The organism is Varibaculum cambriense, assembly GCF_032557235.1.
GTDB classification, from domain to species: domain Bacteria; phylum Actinomycetota; class Actinomycetes; order Actinomycetales; family Actinomycetaceae; genus Varibaculum; species Varibaculum cambriense_C.
The window spans coordinates 44,511-61,616 of sequence record NZ_JAWGMB010000001.1; the positions used below are offsets into that span (position 1 = coordinate 44,511).

A 17,106-nucleotide genomic window follows, 5' to 3' on the forward strand; every position below is an offset into this window, starting at 1 on the left:
TGTTAGACAATGGAGACAGATTACGAGAAAGGCAAGTTGCTACCATGACGGCTCGACCTAAGCCACCACATATGCGGATAGTACGATCTGCAGGCGCACTAGTGTGGCGTCTGCGAGAGGGAGCCAACCCAATTGCTGGCACCTCCCTCCCCGCTAAGCGCCAGGATATCGAGGTGCTGATTGTACATCGTCCCCGCTATGATGACTGGTCTTGGCCAAAGGGTAAACGGGAAAGCGGTGAATCCCTGCCTGCAACCGCGGTACGGGAAGTCGAAGAGGAAACTGAAGTTCCGATTCGCCTAGGAGCGCCGCTTACCGTGCAGCGCTATCGACTGGGATCGGGAGTGACCAAAGAAGTTTATTACTGGGTCGGATTTCCAGATGTTCCCGCGGAAACCTTGCGGGCACGCCCTCTAGCTCCCCCCGCTCCGAGCAAGGAAATTGATAAGTCACAATGGGTGGGTGCGCGCAAAGCAATGCGCCTGCTGACTCGCCGCGGGGATCGACGCCTACTAGAAGAATTGCTCACCCGACTGGCGGAACGTACTTTGAGCACTCGGACACTGGCGGTGCTCCGGCATGCTAAAGCCACTAAACGCTCCTATTGGGAGGGTACCGAAATGACCCGGCCGCTTTCGCGGCGCGGCTCCGCGCAAGTGTTACGCCTGGTTCCCGCACTTTCTGCCTTTGGTATTAATCAGATAATCACTTCGCCGTGGCGCCGCTGCGTGGCCACGGTCGCCCCTTATGCCACCTTGTCGGGCACTCCCTTAAGAACGGAAGCTTCCTTTACCGAGGACGCCTATCGGGAAGATCCCGCGCAGATGCGAGGGGTAATCCGGGGATTGCTTTCGGAAAGTCAGCTAGGTCAGCCGGCAGCTCCCCTGGCAATTTGCGTCCATCGTCCCACGATTCCGGGGATTATCGGGGAGCTAGCACCGCTTACCCCTAACCATCTAGGCAGGTTGATGCCCCAGGATGACCCCTATTTAAAAACCGCGGGAATGCTGATCGTACATATGGCAGATTACCCGGAGCCGAGAGTTGTTGACCTGGAGGTATTTCGCCTAGACCCCTAGAGTTTTACCGGGGCGATATTTTAGTGTCCCCATGCCTTGAGGATGCGATCGGGCTTTATTACGACCAGGCGACCTTGACTCGCGAGGGAACCACGGTCGCTAAACTGGGGGCATGAACAATTCCCACACCTTAGGCCGCCCGGATTTTTCGGCTAGTAATCCCCCGAGTACGGATAATAATTCCGTTCCCTGCCTACTACCGCGGGTGGGCATTGGTAGCGACGTTCACGCTTTTGCCGACCCGAAAGACCCCAGCTCGGCTGCTCGTCCCTGCATGGTTGCCGGACTTTCTTGGCCAGGAGAACCCCCGCTCAAGGGACATTCAGATGCCGATGTTGCTGCTCATGCTCTGTGTGACGCGATTCTATCAGCTGCTGGTCAAGGGGATCTGGGTACCCATTTTGGTACTGACCGTCCCGAATGGAAAGGTGCCAGCGGCACCCAGCTCCTGGCAGCAACTATGGAGATTATTCATCAGGCCGGGTGGGGACTGGGAAACGCCGCGGTCCAGGTGATCGCTAACCGCCCTCGGATGGGGCAACGTTATGAGCAGGCACGCGCCGTACTGGAGGAAGCGGTAGGGGCACCGGTGTCGATTTCTGCGACTACCTCGGACAAATTGGGCTTCACTGGCCGTGGGGAGGGAGCGGCGGCCATAGCTACCGCGCTGGTTTATCCCCTAAGTAACTTGAACTGAAAGCCGGGATCTGAGAAATACTCTTACCCTCTCTGGGCAAGCTGTCACTATTTCTGCGCTCCCGGGTTGGTGAAAATAACTCTTTTCCAAAGGTAAAGAAACAAGCATGTTAGTAAAAACATGCTCGGCCAATTTTGTCTTTCCAAGCTTTTTTTAAGCCAGTTTTTTCGGTTTTACGTGAGCTGCATCATAGCAATACAGGCCTTAAGGCCTAGATTTTTTTAGAAAATAATACTTAAAAAATACGTGCTTAAAACCTGGTTTTTCCTGGCCTTTTACCCCAAATACAGCAAAAAGGATCTCTAGCTCTCACATACCTAAAGTCCCGGGGGATATTGTGATTTGCTTGACAGCAAGATAATATGTTTCGAAGTCGAAAGTATCGGCATTAACCCCAATGGAGAGCAAATGATAACTACATTCTCAACATTACTGATGCCCACCGTCGGTGCGGCAGATTTTATTAGCAGCGGAAGCACCAGCGGTATCGCCATTGCAATGGTTATCTATTTCGTAGCCATGATTCTGATTGGTATCTATGGTTACACCCGCACCCAAACCATGGATGACTTCATGGTTGGTGGCCGCTCCCTACCTCCCCTAGTCGCCGCACTCTCTGCGGGAGCCGCAGATATGTCAGGTTGGCTAATGATGGGACTGCCCGGGGCACTTTATTTAACCGGTTTAGTTGAATCTTGGATTGCTATCGGCTTGCTGATTGGCTCCTGGTGTGCTTGGAAATGGGTAGCTCCCCGTTTGCGTTCCTATTCGCAAATAGCGGGAGACTCGATTACCGTACCTTCCTTTATGTCAGCGCGGCTAAAGGACGATAAGTTTATTATCCAGCTGGTAGCCGGGATTATTATTCTTTTCTTCTTCACCATCTACGTAGCCAGCGGCATGGTGTCCGGAGGGGTGTTCTTCGAATCTATTTTCCATGTCAACTACCACGTAGGCATGGTGGTAGTAGCCGGCGTAGTCATTCTCTACACCTTGGTAGGCGGGTTCCTAGCTGTCTCCTGGACCGATATGGTACAGGGCATTATGATGCTAATCGCCCTGTTGCTAGTACCAGTCTTCGGGGTGGTTGCCCTGGGTGGCTTCGGAGTAATGACCGATACTCTAAACGGCTTAGACGGTCACATGTTCTCCATAGTAGGTGATGGAGCGGCCGGTAAACTGTCGATCCTTAACGGCTTGGCCTGGGGTCTGGGTTATGTAGGTATGCCCCATGTGATCGTACGCTACATGGCACTACGCTCCCCCAAGGAAGCAACTTCGGCTCGCCGCCTGGGTATCGGCTGGATGTTCCTGTGCGTGTTGGGAGCAACTTTGACCGCCCTCATCGGGCGTGCCCTGTCCGAAAACGGCCTCGCCGGAATCAAAGAAGCCTTGGCGCTGGTGAAACAGAATCCGCAAGAAAGTATCTACCTGGTGATGGGTCAACAGCTCTTCCCCTCGGTACTAGCCGGTTTCATGCTGGCTGCTATTTTGGCCGCCATCATGTCTACCGTTTCTTCGCAGCTGCTGGTGACCTCCTCGGCAGTAGTAGAAGATATCTACCGGGGCATCAAGAAGCGCCGTTTGCTGGGCGCCCAAGGGATAAACGCTGGCCGGATCGTGGTGTTAGCGATTTCGGTTATCGCCGCTTTCTTTGCCTGGTTCCGTACTGACTCGATCCTGGGACTGGTAGCCTTCGCCTGGGCGGGATTCGGCGCAGCTTTCGGCCCGGTGATCGTGCTCAGCCTCTACTGGCGTAAATACACCTGGCAGGGTGCGGCAGCCGGTATGGCCGTGGGTGCTATCACCGTAGGAATCTGGGGCAACCTGCCCGATACCTTACCGATGATTTTCCAGGTATACGAGATACTGCCCGGGTTCTTGCTGAACCTCCTGGTATCTTGGTTGGTTTCCCGCGCCACCTACAAACCGAATGCCGAAATCGATGAAGAGTTCGATCTATCGGTCAAGCTCGCTAACGCTTCACAAGATGAAATCAATTCGGCTCTGAAAGGTCGCTCCGTAACTCCTATTACTACCGTTCCGTTTGCCCAGGTAGCGAGGGAGGAATCGCCGACTACCGACATGTCCAGCAAATAAAAGTGGGGTCTAGGAAAAAAGTCCCCCAAATCAGGGTACACTCCCCCGCATCTAGTGTTACCTTGAACATATAAGTGCGTAGAGGGTCGAGCTACCATACAGCTCGGCTCTCTACACCTTAGGTGCGATCGATACCTATTAACAGTTTCCTAAGAAAGGACGCAAACAAATGTCAGAAAGCGTGGCTCCCCCCAAAGTTGGTGGGGAAACCGGCGACTGCCGTCACTTAGCGGATTTGGCGGTTGCTCGTGCCCAAAAATGGGTACGAGAGTCTGAGAAATACCCGGAAGATCGGGCAGCCAAACTCTTGTCCCAGGTGCTCGAAGATCAAGCAGGTCTAGACTTCACCGTTGCCTTTGTTGACGGGGTTATTCGCCCCGAGGACATTAAAGTCGCCGCCGAGGAGCTAAACCGTCTCTCGTCCTCTTCCGTGAGCTTCCTGCCCTGGTACCTGCGTTTACCCTTTAAGGTGGGCGGTGCAATGGCTCCGCTGCTACCTAAAATGGTTATTCCCATTACCCGCACTGTGTTCGCGAAACTAGTCGGGGATCTGGTTCTGGACGTATCTGACGCCAAACTAGGACCGGCGATTGAGCGGTTAAAGCAAGGCGGAATGCGGCTCAATATGAACCTGCTGGGTGAAGCCATCCTGGGTGATGAAGAGGCTAATAAGCGGCTCACCGACACCATGGCGCTGCTGGAACGTCCAGATGTGGAATACGTATCTTTGAAGGTATCTGCAGTCACCGGCCCTCACAATCCTTGGGCATATGATCACGTGGTCGATCGAGCCGTAAACGCTCTCCTGCCGCTATATCGTCGCGCCAACTCCTATGAACCAAAGAAGTTCATCAACCTGGATATGGAAGAATACAAAGACCTCCATATGACCATTGATGTATTCAAGAAGATTCTGGAGACCCCCGGTCTAGAAAAGCTGGAAGCCGGCATCGTGTTACAGGCTTACCTGCCCGACGCCCTCCCCGCAATGAAGAACTTGCAAGAATGGGCAGCGCAGCGCGTAGCCAATGGGGGCGGACGGATCAAAGTTCGCGTAGTTAAGGGCGCGAACCTGTCGATGGAAACCGTTGATTCTCGTGAGCGTGGCTGGAAACTCACTACCCAAAAGAGCAAGCAAGACACCGACTCTAACTATATGAAGGTGTTGGACTACGCCCTGACTAAGGAGCACACTCGTAATATTAAGATCGGCGTGGCCGGAATGAACCTGTTCACCGTGGGCTTTGCCTACGAGCTGGCCCATGAGCGCGGGGTACTAGAATCCGGGGGCGTAGAGTTCGAGATGCTGACTGGAATGGCTTCTCCCCAGTCCAAGGCAGTAGCCGAGGACACCGGTCACCTCCTGTTCTACGTGCCGGTAGTTAATCCGGAAGAATACGACGTGGCCATTGCCTATCTGGTGCGGCGGCTGGAAGAAAACTCGCTGGATCAGAACTTCATGTCTGATATTTTTGATCTGGATGACGCGAATGTGCTCCACAAGGAAGAGCAGCGTTTTAGGCGCGCCTTAGAGCGGGTCTACGACGTCGAGGTCGGCCCGGTACGCCAGCAAAATCGTCTCACCGAGACGGCTGAAGATATTAAATCTTTCGTACAAAAGGATGGGGAGTGGACTTTCGAGAACACTCCGGACTCTGATCCTTCACTACCGGAAAATATCGAATGGTCACGCCAGATCGTTAAGGCGATTCCCGATTGCCAGATTGGGATTAAAGAGGTTGAGGAAGCTACCGTTTCCGATGCTAAGGTGCTTGATCAAATGTTGGCTGGAGCAGCTGCGGCCGCCGAAGTGTGGGCAGCGCGTCCCGCTAAGGAACGCAGCGAGATTATTCACCGCGTAGGCATCGGACTCAGCCAACACCGTGCAGAGCTCATGGAAATTGCAGCTGCCGAATGCGGCAAAGCCCTCGATGGCGGCGATATCGAGGTATCGGAGGCCGTGGACTTCTGCCATTACTACGCGCAGCAGTGCCTGGAGCTAGAACAGCAAGCGGGCGCTAAGTTCCAGCCGGCACGGGTAACGGTTTCCACCCCACCCTGGAACTTCCCGATCGCTATTCCTACTGGTTCGACCGTTTCGGCGTTGGCAGCAGGTTCGGCAGTGATCTTCAAACCGGCCAAGGAATCTGCCCGCACTGGCGCACTGCTAGCCCAGATTATGTGGGAAGCAGGGGTTCCGCGTGAGGTTCTACAGTTTGTCCAGCTAGGCAACCGGGAACTCGGCAAGAACCTGATGGCTGATGAACGGGTAGATCGCGTGATCTTGACGGGTTCAATCGACACCGCCAAGATGTTCCGTTCCTGGGACAACAATATGGGGCTCTTGGCGGAAACCTCTGGTAAGAACGCTATTATTGTCACCCCCTCGGCGGATCTAGACCTGGCGGTCAAAGATATTATTAACTCGGCGTTTAGCCACTGTGGGCAAAAGTGCTCCGCTTCTTCCCTGGCCATCCTGGTCGGTTCCGTTGGGTACTCCGAAAGGGTTCATCGTCAGTTACTTGACGGTGTACGTTCCCTGGTGGTGGACTACCCCTCCAATCCTTCCAGCCAAACCGGTTCGCTATGTGCACCGGCAAAGGGGAAGCTGCTGCGCGGCCTAACCACCTTGGGACCGGGAGAGCATTGGGCGCTCAAGCCCAAGCAACTTGATGAATCCGGGAAGCTGTGGACTCCGGGTATTCGCGCTGGGGTACAACCGGGCAGTGAATACCACCTGACCGAATACTTCGGCCCGATTCTGGGCATTATCCGCTGCGACACCTTAGAAGAAGCTATCGAGATCCAAAACGCTACCGACTACGGTTTGACCGCTGGTTTGCACTCTTTGGATGCCGATGAAATCAACCTGTGGCTAGAGCGCGTACAGGCCGGTAACGTTTACGTCAACCGCGGTATCACCGGCGCGATTGTGCGCCGTCAGCCCTTCGGCGGTTGGAAGAACTCTGCTATTGGGGCAGGTACGAAAGCTGGCGGCCCGTCCTATCTGTTTGGTTTGGGCGAATGGGAAGCCGACGGGATTCCGGAAAACGAGGACGTGGAGCTGCGCAACCGTGCCTTGGTTGAAGCCGCGAAAGTAGCGCGCTCTTTGGATTCCAATAAAGAGTTCGTAATGGCCTCGCTGCGTTCTTCACAGCAGGCTCTAGACAGCGAGTTTGGCATTGGGCATGACCCCTCGGATCTGCGGGTTGAACGTAACGTGCTGCGCTACCGCCCACTGCCGGTCTTGATTCGTCTATCCGAGGGCGAGGACGCCTCTCAGGTGTTAATGCTGGCAGCAGCCGGTCGCGCCGCTGGTTCTCAAGTCTCGGTATCGATGCCGCAAGAACCGGACTCCGCGCTGCTCCAGTACCTGCGAGTACAGCACATTGATTACGAGGTCGAGTCCGATCAGTCCTTCCGTGACCGGCTGCCCGCCTGGGCTGCCGGTGCCGGTCTGGACGCACGGATTCGTCTGATTGGTGGAGATGTTAAGGCAGTCAATGAAGCAGTTAACGGAAATGTGAATGTGGCGGTCTGGTCGCATCCGGTGACTGCTTGTGGACGAGTAGAAATGATCCCATTTGTTCGCGAGCAGGCAGTAGCCTTCACTAACCACCGCTTCGGTAATCACACTCCCCTTTCGGAGCAGGTGAAAATCTAGGCGCTGCGTTAGTTCCATAACTAAATAAATGCCTTGCGGGGGTTGGGAAATATTTCCCAACCCCCGCAAAGTATTCTCCGCAGGTTTTGCGGGCTACCGCGGGTCGGTAATCGGGGCTAATGCCCATTTGGGGGTGCGGATTGTTTTTTGGACAGTTTTATACTACCGGCTGGTAGTGGTGCCTTGTAATTTGGGGTTTGGTTAGCTTTTTGGGCTTATTTTCTACAGGTCGTTGACTTTCCGTATTTTTGGTGCACGGGTCTGCTTTTGTTTGATTTATGGGTCGTAAATCAAACAGAAAAAAGTGTCCTACCTGCGGCGGGGCGGGTGTTAAAAGGAATGGCACAACCAGCAAAGGACTTCAGCGTTACCGCTGCGCTAAATGCTCTTGCAGGTCACTTGGTAGCTTTTAATTGCAACTTGGTGGCTACGATTCTAGTCACGGACTGGTTTACCTGCTCCTGGCTGATTTTCCCGGATTTCACCGCTGCCAGAACCCCCTGGTAGGCGGCATCAAAGTCTTTAGGATCGAGCACAATATCAATCCCTGCCTGGATTGCTTTAACCGCGGCCTCTGCCGGCTGATAGTTATCGCTAATCGCCCCCATACTCATGGCATCGGTGATCAAAATTCCTTGATACTGTAGCTTTTCTCGCGCCCAGCCAGTCACCACCTTTTTTGACAGGCTGGCAGGAGTGTTATCTCCAAAAGCTTTCGGAAAACAAACGTGGCTAACCATAATTAGCTTTACGTCTTTAGCAACCGCATCTTTAAAAGGCACTAAATCCACCTGTTCCAACCCGGTCGCATCCTGTTGCGAAACGGTGATCCCTTTATGGGAGTCTGCACTGGTAGAGCCGTGACCAGGAAAATGCTTATAGGTGGCGAGTACCCCACTGGTCTGCAAACCCTTAGTAAAAGCAGCTGTCATAGTGGTAACCGTCTGGGGATCACTGCCGAACGCGCGATATTTAAGCAAATCATTTTGCGGATTCGTCAACACATCGGCATCGGGGGCAAAATCGATATTAAACCCGAGGTCAGCAAGATATTTACCCATTTCAGTACCAATTTGGAGGGCGCGATTACTATCTTTGCCAGCACCCACCTCACTCATATTCGGATAGGGTTTAATCCCCATGCTCTTGGAGCCGCTGACCCGAGCGACCGTGCCGCCCTCCTCATCAACCGCCATAAAGACAGGAACCCCGACCCGATCTTTACTGTATTTTTGTAGGTTAGCGAGCATGGTTTTTACTTGCTCCGGCGATTGCAGATTCGCAGAGTTATAAATAACTCCCCCCACTGGTAGCTTCGCAAACGCCTGTTTAGTTTGTTCCCCCGAAGCCACTACGCTCCCATTGAACTTGGAGAGCGCTTCCGGAGTCACCATAAACATCTGGGCAACTTTATCTTCTAAAGACATTTTTGCTACCAAGGATGCAGCGGGATCCAGACTGGTATTTTCCGCTTGGGTGTTAGCGGTAGCGCCGGGAGTAGATTTTTCCGGCTTCGCTTTCGGGGCATCAGTGGCGCTGCTACAAGCACTTACCGTTCCCAAGGTAAACGTCACTAGGATTGCCGCCACTACCAGGCGCCACTTTTTTATAAAACTATTATTAAACACTGATTTTCTTTTTATCATCGTTATCCGCGATTTCTACTGTTCGTACTCGCAAACGTAACCGGCTTTCCCGCTGATCCTGGCTCCGGCATCGGGAGCAGCAAACATATTGTCACGTTCGTCGTTCCACGACCACTGACCTCTAATCTTCCACAACAGCAGATAGAACTCCGGTGCCCCGTCTAAATCAGTATGTGAGGGTTCGCCAGGGAACCAGTTCTGATATGACCATTCTTCGCCAGTCACCCAGTGGGCAAAAACGCCATTATCTCTTTCGGAAGTGTATCCACCCATCCAGGAGAACTCGATTCCTTTAGATTCAACTAACGAAATCACCTGTTGTTCTTCTTGTTGGCTGGTGATCGTTACCAAATGCCCGCCCTTTGCCATACAAATATTATTGGCCTCGGACCAGGTCTTATCTTCTCTAAATGCCTCGTAGCGGCTCTTGTGCTTCTCCACGCCTGTACGTTTAACCGGAGTAAAGGAAAACCCGTCTTTAATAGCTCCCACCTTGAAATCATCAGCATCACCAATCAGTGCCGAAATAGTCCGTTCTGCATAAGCGTCTGCCTTAGCGTCGGAAGTGTATTCGATGGTGTAAAGATTTTTCTGCCGAGAGTTAATCTTTTCCAGGACTTCGGCCATATCGGAAATCGAACTAATATCCCACAGATAGCCTTTAGTTTCATCCGCGATTTGTTGCAAAGTGCCTAGATCAGATTCGGAGCTACCGATCAAGTAGATTGGCACCGCCTTTTCAGTGGCCAAGCTGATTACTTCATCCAAGGTGTGGGAGCTAGAGTTCTCGATTCCGTCGGTAAAGGCGATCACACAGTTAGATCCCGTCCGGTTCCCCGCATTTGCTACGCCCTCGTATAAAGCGTCGTATAAAGCCGTATCGCCATCGGCAGTGATATTTGAGATCCCGGTTAATAACCGATTCTTTTCTCCGGTTAGCGTGGACATATACATCAGGTAGGTATCGAACGCCATTAGCTCCGCTTTATCGCCCACTTTATAGTCGAGATTGTTTACAAAGTTACGCATGGCGTTTTGCATTTCTCCTAAATCTTCCGACATAGAAGCCGACTTATCTAAGAGCACCTCAAAACCTACACCCTGGTTGTCTTTTATCCTCTCTATTTTCTTTATTGCGCGTTTTATTTCGCTTCCACCAGCTATTTTTTCTTTAATCGCCCCAGTGGGGGATTTCAGGGTAAGTTCTTGCTGATCACTGTCTGTTAACGACAAGTACAGCCGCACCGTCGGATATTGAGAGACATCGGTACTTACGATTTCTAAATCATAGTTGGCATGGTTTTCCATTAGCTCGGTGCGCAAAGCATCATAGTCGGCTGTGGTGCCGGAAAGCTGCGAGGCATAGTTCGAGTAGTAAAACCAGCCCCCGATGATGGTTAGCACTAACACTATTGCCAGGGCACTGGACAGGGCGATGATTAGACCCCGATTTTTCTTATTCGAGGACGTGGCAGCGTTTGCCACGGGAGCGGCGTATCCGCCTGCAGGAGGCATCTGATAGGGGTATCCCCCGGGATAGGGGTATCCAGGCGAGGCCGCACCCGCAGCCGAGTATCCCGGACTGGACTGTCCCGGATAGGGTGAGGAGACGGGTGGGTACTGCCCGGGATAGGCGCTGGAACCGGGGTAAGCGCTATCGGGATGAGGCTGATTTTGCGAGGCTGCAGAGGCGTTAGTCGCTTGCGACTGAGATTCCTGTCCGGTGTTAGCTTCTGCAGCAGGGTTAGCTGCTTCAAGACGAGTACCACATTTACTACAAAATGCTGCCGCGTCAGGATTGTCATTGCCACATTGCGAACAAAAAGCCATCTTACGTATTCCTTAAAATGGGGAGTTTCTTGGACTTAACCATAAATCCAACGACTATTAGTATAAACCCGGTGGGTCAAGCCATGTTTATGCCCTAGCGGTTTTGATCCGAATAATAGTTACCCGTATTAGTTTTCAGACAGCAATTAAGGCAGCCACAGGGTGCCGTCTCCGGCTTCCAATAGATTATTGGCTATCCCATAGGAAATAGCTCTATCCGCTAACTGTCTAGCTGGCGCAGTTAACGGAGAAATACCGTAAAGCAGTTTAAAGGCTTCGCCTATAATCACGGTTCGCTCCATGCTGTTAGTACGAGAAATCTGCCACCGCAAGGCGTTAGCTACCTCAGTTAAGGTCAGCGACTCCAGTTTACGGGGTAATCCAATTGGAGATTGCAGGGCAGTATTCCAGCTGAGAGGATCGACCTGAGCTGGCCAAACAGTGCGCATTCCGGGCTCTGATACCAGGCGTAAACCCGGGCCGAGGCAACGGCTAATTTCCTCCGGTCGCTGATCGTGATATTCAATCCGGTACTTCTGACACAAGCGACGCGCCAAAAAGTCCAGGGGCATCGGCCCCTCGGCACTAATAATACTTTTAGCGAAAGAGGTGGTAGAGCCAGCCACTGCTGGTTCATCGAGGCGCTGTTTCGGACGAGTAAAACGGGGTTGATAGTCAAAATATCCGCGTACCCGAATAGTGATTAGCCTGGTTGAAGGTTGACGGTCGGCATCGGCTAATATTTCCCGGGGCTTATGGGGGGCGGCGGGAGGTACCCGGGAGGGCGCCAGCGGACTTTGGGCCGCTCGTCGCAGAGCCGATTCTGCTGGTGATAGGGCTGATACTGAGGATTCTGACTGTGAAGATAGCAGGCTAGCTGGCATTTCATCCGGCACTTCTGCAAAAGCCGAACGAGGAGCCCCTGGTTGCGTTGCCGAATGCGCTGCTATGTTACTGCCAGTTCCAGCGCTACTGGTCACAGTATGGTTCTTGCGTGCCACGAACTCTTCGAAACTCATATTGAGTTTGGAATCAAAACCCATCTTTTGGAAATAATCCCAGATAGCAGCATCATCAAGAGGTGCTGCCTGCGCCGCAGCCACTTCAGTTGGGGCAGCTGCCGGCGTTCCTGTCGGTGCCGGTTCAGGACTTGCCGGTTCAGGACTTGCCGGAGCGGGAGCAGCAGGGAGCACTTCCGGCGGCTGGGCAGCTGCAAGTGGGGTAATCGTCGCGTTACCATCCCGGGATTCAGTTTGTGGTTGCGCAGTCAATTCCTGAGCCAACGCAGCTGGCGAAGACATCGGTATCGCGGGCGGGGTTTCCGTGGAAGTAGTTGGATTTGGTACCGGTGAGGCTGGGGAATCTAGGGGCATAATCGATGCCGGCTGTGGTAGCGCCGCTGGCTTTGGAGGCGCTGCACTTGGCAAGGGCTGATCAGAGGGCGGAGCAGGCGCCGGTCGTATCTGGGTGCTGGCAAGGGTGGGACGCGGTGAGGAAAGATCTTGGCGTACCAGGGAGCGGCGCGGAGGAAACTCGCTGCCCGGAGCCAAAACATTGACCGGGCTGGTTTCCGGTTTTACTTGGGATGAGTCCGCCGCAGAACTCTCGGCGGGAGCCGGTTGGACTTCCCCTCGCTGATCCGGTTCGCTAGCCGGGCTCTGGACGGGTAACCAGGGTATTTGTCCGCGCGAAGCGCTCCATTCCGTGTTAGCAGAAACCGCAGGAACTGGTGTGGTTACGACTGCCTCTGGATTTATCTGATGAGAATCTGATTCTGCTTCCAGAGGCGGCGGCGCCGGGTTTGTGCTGGGTGCTTGCCTCACCTCGGCACTATCCGCAGGGTTTTGAGCTCTATCGTTTTCCGCCGCGTAAGCTGCCGAGACCATAGCGGCTAGCCCCATCCCTAAGCTTTGGGGGTTATCGACATCTTTTGCAGCCACCTCCGCAGCAGGTTGCCCCGGGTTAGTATGTGGTGATGTCCTTTCGGGACTGTCAAAACTATCTTGGGGGTGAACAGCTGAAACTGCGGGACGACTGGAAACTATTGGTGCTGGCGCAGGTTCGGGTTCTTTGGGTACCACCGGGCGGGAAGAGTCGGGGGCTGTTTTTAGATTTGGTGCTGGTGAGGACGCTTCCCGTGGCGGCGCGGGTGCTGGCCGCATTTTCGTTTTTCTTTCACCTGAGGATTTTTTTCCTAAATCCGGGAGTGGTTCTAATACCAAAGATGCCGGGTTTTGGGAGATCGACTGCCCGGATTTCATCCACAACCCAAAAACTTGTTCCGCGAGTTCAGCATTACCCGTGAGCATTGCCGTCAAAGCGACTGTATCTACCAGTCGTTTTACCTGCCAACGTGGTAACTGCCCTTCCTTAATCGCGCGGCGTGCCTGCTCGATACTGACGCGCAGATCCTGTAAACGAGGATCGTCAAGTTGGGGGTTTAACTGTTTTGATATTTCCAGGCAACGCTTCGCCACTTTCACTACCGTCAGTTTAGCCATAGCGCTTTGCCCCCTTTCGCAAACATAAACACATCACCATTGAGGGAGTAACCAGCCGGGCGGAAACTCGCCCTGAACTTAGAAGGCTAGCCGCTTTCCGCGCCTCGCGTCTGCCTGGTTCCCGCTCCGTTTGCGGTATCTGCGAAAACCATTTTAGCAGGTGGGCAACTTCGCGATCTATCCCGCACATAATATGGGGCGAAACCAAAAGAGCGCACTGTGGCGAGCGTAATTTCTTACGAGTTTGTTGGGCTACTTCCTCGGTTAAATAATCATCTACCCAGGCAAAACTGGCGTTTCCGGCAGCAGCCATAACTTCGGGAAATTTTGCCCGCGGGTCACCGTTAGGGCAGCGCACCCAGGGAAGATCCTTCGAAATACCCAGCAGTGGGGAAAGATGCTGATTAGCCCACTGATTCCAGGAGGTCGCCCACCGCACTTCGAAATATTTGCCGAGTTCGCGCAGGCGCAGACCCAGAAGGCGGGAAAGCACCACGTTAACATTAAAGGAATTATCTGGTTGTAGATGTACCAAGTGAGCACGCAGCAGCGGATTAAGGATACGCCGATTTGCCCTCCCCCACAGGTTTAAAGGTCCATCTACATCCAGGAACAGTATCGGCTGCCCTATAGAGGCTTCCCGGTGAGCGCTATCTGTAGCAGCATGGTCTGAAGATTTAATTTGCAAGGACGAAGTCTCATCAGCAGCATGAGTCATCTCAGGTCGTAACCCGGCCTTTCCCTCCGCTACTGCACTCACGTATCCTCCTTACGCTCTCACCTCTAGATTATAGCGAGATTATAAGCAGCGGAGGTGCTGGAAGGATCTTTTAACCCGGGAGCAGATGATCAGTTAAAAGACTGCCCTAAGCTAGAGGCTAGCGGCGTCGCCGGGCAAGAGAATGCCCGCAGAGGCTAGCTGCGTACGAGGATTACTTGCCGTTAAAGGTAAATTCCTTTTCCCCGTCCTCGCCCTCGCGTACATCAACCACGATTTCTTGGCCCGGCTCGATGTCTCCGAAAAGAATCTTTTCGCTGAGGGCGTCCTCGATGTCGCGCTGGATAGTCCGCCGCAAAGGACGCGCCCCCAGTACGGGATCGAAACCGCGAGTGGCTAGTTCTTCGCGAGCAGCATCGGTGAGCTTTAGAGTCATATCTTGCTCTTGGGTGCGTTCTTGCAGTTTAGTGATCATCAAGTCCACAATCTCGCGGATTTCTTCCATTCCGAGTTGCGGGAACACGATTACTTCATCTACCCGGTTGAGGAACTCCGGACGGAACTGCTGCTTGAGCTCTTCCTGAACCCGATTCTTCATCCGCTGATAAGAACCGACCTGGTCATTATCGACCTGGAAACCGGTTTGTACCCCTTTATTGATTTCGCGGGTGCCCAGGTTGGTGGTCATGATGATTACGGTGTTCTTGAAATCAACCATCCGCCCCTGCGAGTCGGTCAGCCGCCCGTCTTCTAGCACCTGCAAGAGAGTGTTGAAAATATCGGCGTGGGCTTTTTCGATCTCGTCAAAGAGCACCACTGAGAAGGGCTTGCGGCGTACCTTTTCGGTCAGCTGTCCGCCCTCGTCATAGCCGACATATCCGGGAGGCGCCCCGAACAGACGAGAAGAAGTATGTTTTTCCCCGAATTCCGACATATCCAGCTGGATTAGCGCCGACTCGTCACCGAACAGGAACTCGGCCAAAGTCTTTGCCAACTCGGTTTTACCTACCCCGGTGGGGCCGGCAAAGATGAAGGAGCCGCCGGGACGATTCGGGTCTTTTAGACCTGCACGCGTCCTGCGAATAGATTTCGATAGGGCACTGACCGCCTCGTTTTGGCCGATAACCCGCTTGTGCAGCTCATCTTCCATATGCAGCAGTTTCGCGCTTTCCTTTTCAGTCAGCTTAAACACCGGGATGCCGGTGGACATTGCCAAAATTTCCGCGATGGCATCTTCATCCACCGTGCCGATTCGGTCGCCCTCCCCGGACTTCCAGTCCGCCTCCAGCTGGGCGCGTTTTTCACCTAACTGTTTTTCCTCATCACGTAGGCGCGCGGCCTTTTCGAAATCTTGGGCATCGATAGCGGCTTCTTTATCTCGGCGCGCCTCATTGATTTTTTCATCCATTTCCCGAATCTCCGGAGGCGCGGTCATGCGGTGAATCCGCAGACGCGCCCCGGCCTCGTCAATCAAATCGATGGCCTTATCGGGCAGGTAGCGATCCGAAATATAACGGTCAGACAGGGACGCCGCCGCCCGAATCGCATCATCGGTAATGATTACCCGGTGGTGTGCCTCGTAGCGGTCACGCAAACCAGTCAGAATCTTTACTGTGTCCTCCACGCTGGGCTGTTCTACCTGCACCGGTTGGAAGCGCCGTTCCAAGGCCGCATCTTTTTCAATATATTTACGGTATTCCTCGGTGGTGGTAGCCCCAATGGTCTGCAGTTCACCGCGCGCCAGCATCGGTTTAAGGATGGAGGCGGCATCGATCGCACCCTCGGCGGCTCCCGCCCCCACCAGGGTGTGGATCTCGTCGATGAATAGAATAATGTCTCCGCGGGTGCGGATTTCTTTCAGAACTTTCTTCAGACGTTCCTCGAAGTCGCCGCGGTAACGCGATCCTGCAATCAGAGAACCCATGTCCAGGGAATATATATGCTTATCTTTCAGGGTTTCGGGGACATCTCCGCGCACAATTGCTTGCGCAAGTCCCTCTACTACCGCGGTTTTACCCACCCCGGGTTCCCCGATCAGCACCGGGTTGTTTTTGGTGCGCCGGGAAAGGATCTGCATGACCCTTTCCATCTCGTTTACGCGTCCGATCACCGGGTCTAGTTTGTTTTCCCGTGCCGCCTCCGATAGGTTCCGTCCAAACTGGTCGAGGATGGCTGAACCTGACTTTTGCGGCTTCTGGGTGCCGGTACCCACCCCCACGGTTTCGCCGCCCGCTTCATTTTGCCCCGCTCCCGGGTATCCGGAAAGCAGGTGAATCACGTTTTGGCGAATACTTCCCAGGTCAGCGCCCAGGTTGGTGAGCACCTGGTTGGCGACTCCCTCGCCTTCGCGGATTAGCCCCAAGAGGATATGTTCGGTGCCAATATAGTTGTGCCCCAGCTGCAGGGCTTCCCGCATCGACAGTTCTAAGACTTTCTTGGCACGGGGAGTAAAGGGGATATGGTCTTTCGAATCGTTCTCACCTTTGCCGATGATCTCAATGACTTGATCGCGCACGCCCTCGAGGGAAATGTTCGCCATTTCCAATGCTTTCGCGGCTACGCCTTCGCCTTCCCGAATCAGCCCCAAGAGGATATGTTCGGTACCGATATAGTTGTGCTCCAGGCTGCGTGCCTCATCTTGCGCCAGCACCACTACCCGGCGCGCCCGATCTGTAAAGCGTTCGAACATTTTACTCCTTGACCTTTGGAGAGGATTCTTTCGGTTAGGGAATTGACTCCACTATGTACATTATTAGTTTTTTACCCGTGCCCTCACCTGGTTTCACTACCGGCTAAGGTTATTTTTTAAGGGGACGAGGACGGCGCGGCGAGCAAAAGCGGCATCTACCGGGTTCAGGGAACCAACCACCT

At 53.6% G+C, this 17,106-nt stretch carries 10 protein-coding genes; 5 read left to right on the forward strand and 5 right to left on the reverse strand.

Annotated features, from left to right (window positions below; all coding sequences use genetic code 11):
- Nucleotides 1–71 precede the first annotated feature (71 nt).
- The 5 genes from E6072_RS00200 to E6072_RS08835 all read left to right on the forward strand — a co-directional run bounded on the left by E6072_RS00200 (nt 72) and on the right by E6072_RS08835 (nt 7,953).
- The gene (locus E6072_RS00200) at nt 72–1,079 is read left to right on the forward strand and encodes an NUDIX domain-containing protein (protein WP_316692981.1); all 1,008 of its coding nucleotides are present in this window, start codon (nt 72–74) and stop codon (nt 1,077–1,079) included.
- A 112-nt stretch (nt 1,080–1,191) separates the two neighbouring features.
- Entirely contained in the window at nt 1,192–1,776 is a 585-nt protein-coding gene (gene ispF / locus E6072_RS00205) for a 2-C-methyl-D-erythritol 2,4-cyclodiphosphate synthase (protein ID WP_316692983.1), read from the forward strand.
- A gap of 408 nt (nt 1,777–2,184) precedes the next feature.
- Nucleotides 2,185–3,876 carry a sodium/proline symporter PutP gene (gene putP / locus E6072_RS00210; protein WP_316692985.1) on the forward strand — a complete coding sequence of 564 codons (1,692 nt, stop codon included), beginning with the start codon at nt 2,185–2,187 and terminating at the stop codon, nt 3,874–3,876.
- A 169-nt stretch (nt 3,877–4,045) separates the two neighbouring features.
- Nucleotides 4,046–7,540, forward strand: coding sequence for a bifunctional proline dehydrogenase/L-glutamate gamma-semialdehyde dehydrogenase (locus E6072_RS00215; RefSeq protein ID WP_316692986.1), 3,495 nt, complete (start codon nt 4,046–4,048; stop codon nt 7,538–7,540).
- 278 nt (nt 7,541–7,818) lie between these two features.
- A complete protein-coding gene (locus tag E6072_RS08835) occupies nt 7,819–7,953 on the forward strand; it encodes an IS1 family transposase (RefSeq protein WP_399334735.1) in 135 nt (44 codons plus the stop codon).
- Here the strand turns inward: E6072_RS08835 and E6072_RS00220 are convergent.
- From E6072_RS00220 to E6072_RS00240, 5 genes are all read right to left on the reverse strand, one after another.
- Nucleotides 7,936–9,168 carry a glycoside hydrolase family 3 protein gene (locus tag E6072_RS00220; protein WP_316692987.1) on the reverse strand — a complete coding sequence of 411 codons (1,233 nt, stop codon included), beginning with the start codon at nt 9,166–9,168 and terminating at the stop codon, nt 7,936–7,938. The two genes, E6072_RS08835 and E6072_RS00220, sit on opposite strands and share 18 nt — an antisense overlap.
- A gap of 33 nt (nt 9,169–9,201) precedes the next feature.
- Nucleotides 9,202–11,016, reverse strand: coding sequence for a VWA domain-containing protein (locus E6072_RS00225; RefSeq protein WP_316692988.1), 1,815 nt, complete (start codon nt 11,014–11,016; stop codon nt 9,202–9,204).
- Nucleotides 11,017–11,162: 146 nt separating this feature from the next.
- Nucleotides 11,163–13,517, reverse strand: a complete 2,355-nt coding sequence (locus tag E6072_RS00230) for a hypothetical protein (RefSeq protein ID WP_316692990.1) — start codon at nt 13,515–13,517, stop codon at nt 11,163–11,165.
- Nucleotides 13,510–14,277 (reverse strand): hypothetical protein, encoded by a 768-nt coding sequence (locus E6072_RS00235; RefSeq protein WP_316692991.1) that lies wholly within the window; start codon nt 14,275–14,277, stop codon nt 13,510–13,512. Before E6072_RS00235 ends, E6072_RS00230 begins: the two co-directional genes overlap by 8 nt.
- Nucleotides 14,278–14,449: 172 nt before the next feature.
- Nucleotides 14,450–16,924, reverse strand: coding sequence for an AAA family ATPase (locus E6072_RS00240; RefSeq protein WP_307737719.1), 2,475 nt, complete (start codon nt 16,922–16,924; stop codon nt 14,450–14,452).
- Nucleotides 16,925–17,106: the final 182 nt, after the last annotated feature.

Bases quoted from the DNA above. Each gene is read 5' to 3' on its own strand.
- E6072_RS00200 (WP_316692981.1), top strand. From the start codon at position 72: ATGCGGATAGTACGATCTGCAGGCGCACTAGTGTGGCGTCTGCGAGAG.
- ispF (WP_316692983.1), top strand. From the start codon at position 1,192: ATGAACAATTCCCACACCTTAGGCCGCCCGGATTTTTCGGCTAGTAAT.
- putP (WP_316692985.1), top strand. From the start codon at position 2,185: ATGATAACTACATTCTCAACATTACTGATGCCCACCGTCGGTGCGGCA.
- E6072_RS00215 (WP_316692986.1), top strand. From the start codon at position 4,046: ATGTCAGAAAGCGTGGCTCCCCCCAAAGTTGGTGGGGAAACCGGCGAC.
- E6072_RS08835 (WP_399334735.1), top strand. From the start codon at position 7,819: ATGGGTCGTAAATCAAACAGAAAAAAGTGTCCTACCTGCGGCGGGGCG.
- E6072_RS00225 (WP_316692988.1), bottom strand. From the start codon at position 11,016: ATGGCTTTTTGTTCGCAATGTGGCAATGACAATCCTGACGCGGCAGCA.
- E6072_RS00230 (WP_316692990.1), bottom strand. From the start codon at position 13,517: ATGGCTAAACTGACGGTAGTGAAAGTGGCGAAGCGTTGCCTGGAAATA.
- E6072_RS00240 (WP_307737719.1), bottom strand. From the start codon at position 16,924: ATGTTCGAACGCTTTACAGATCGGGCGCGCCGGGTAGTGGTGCTGGCG.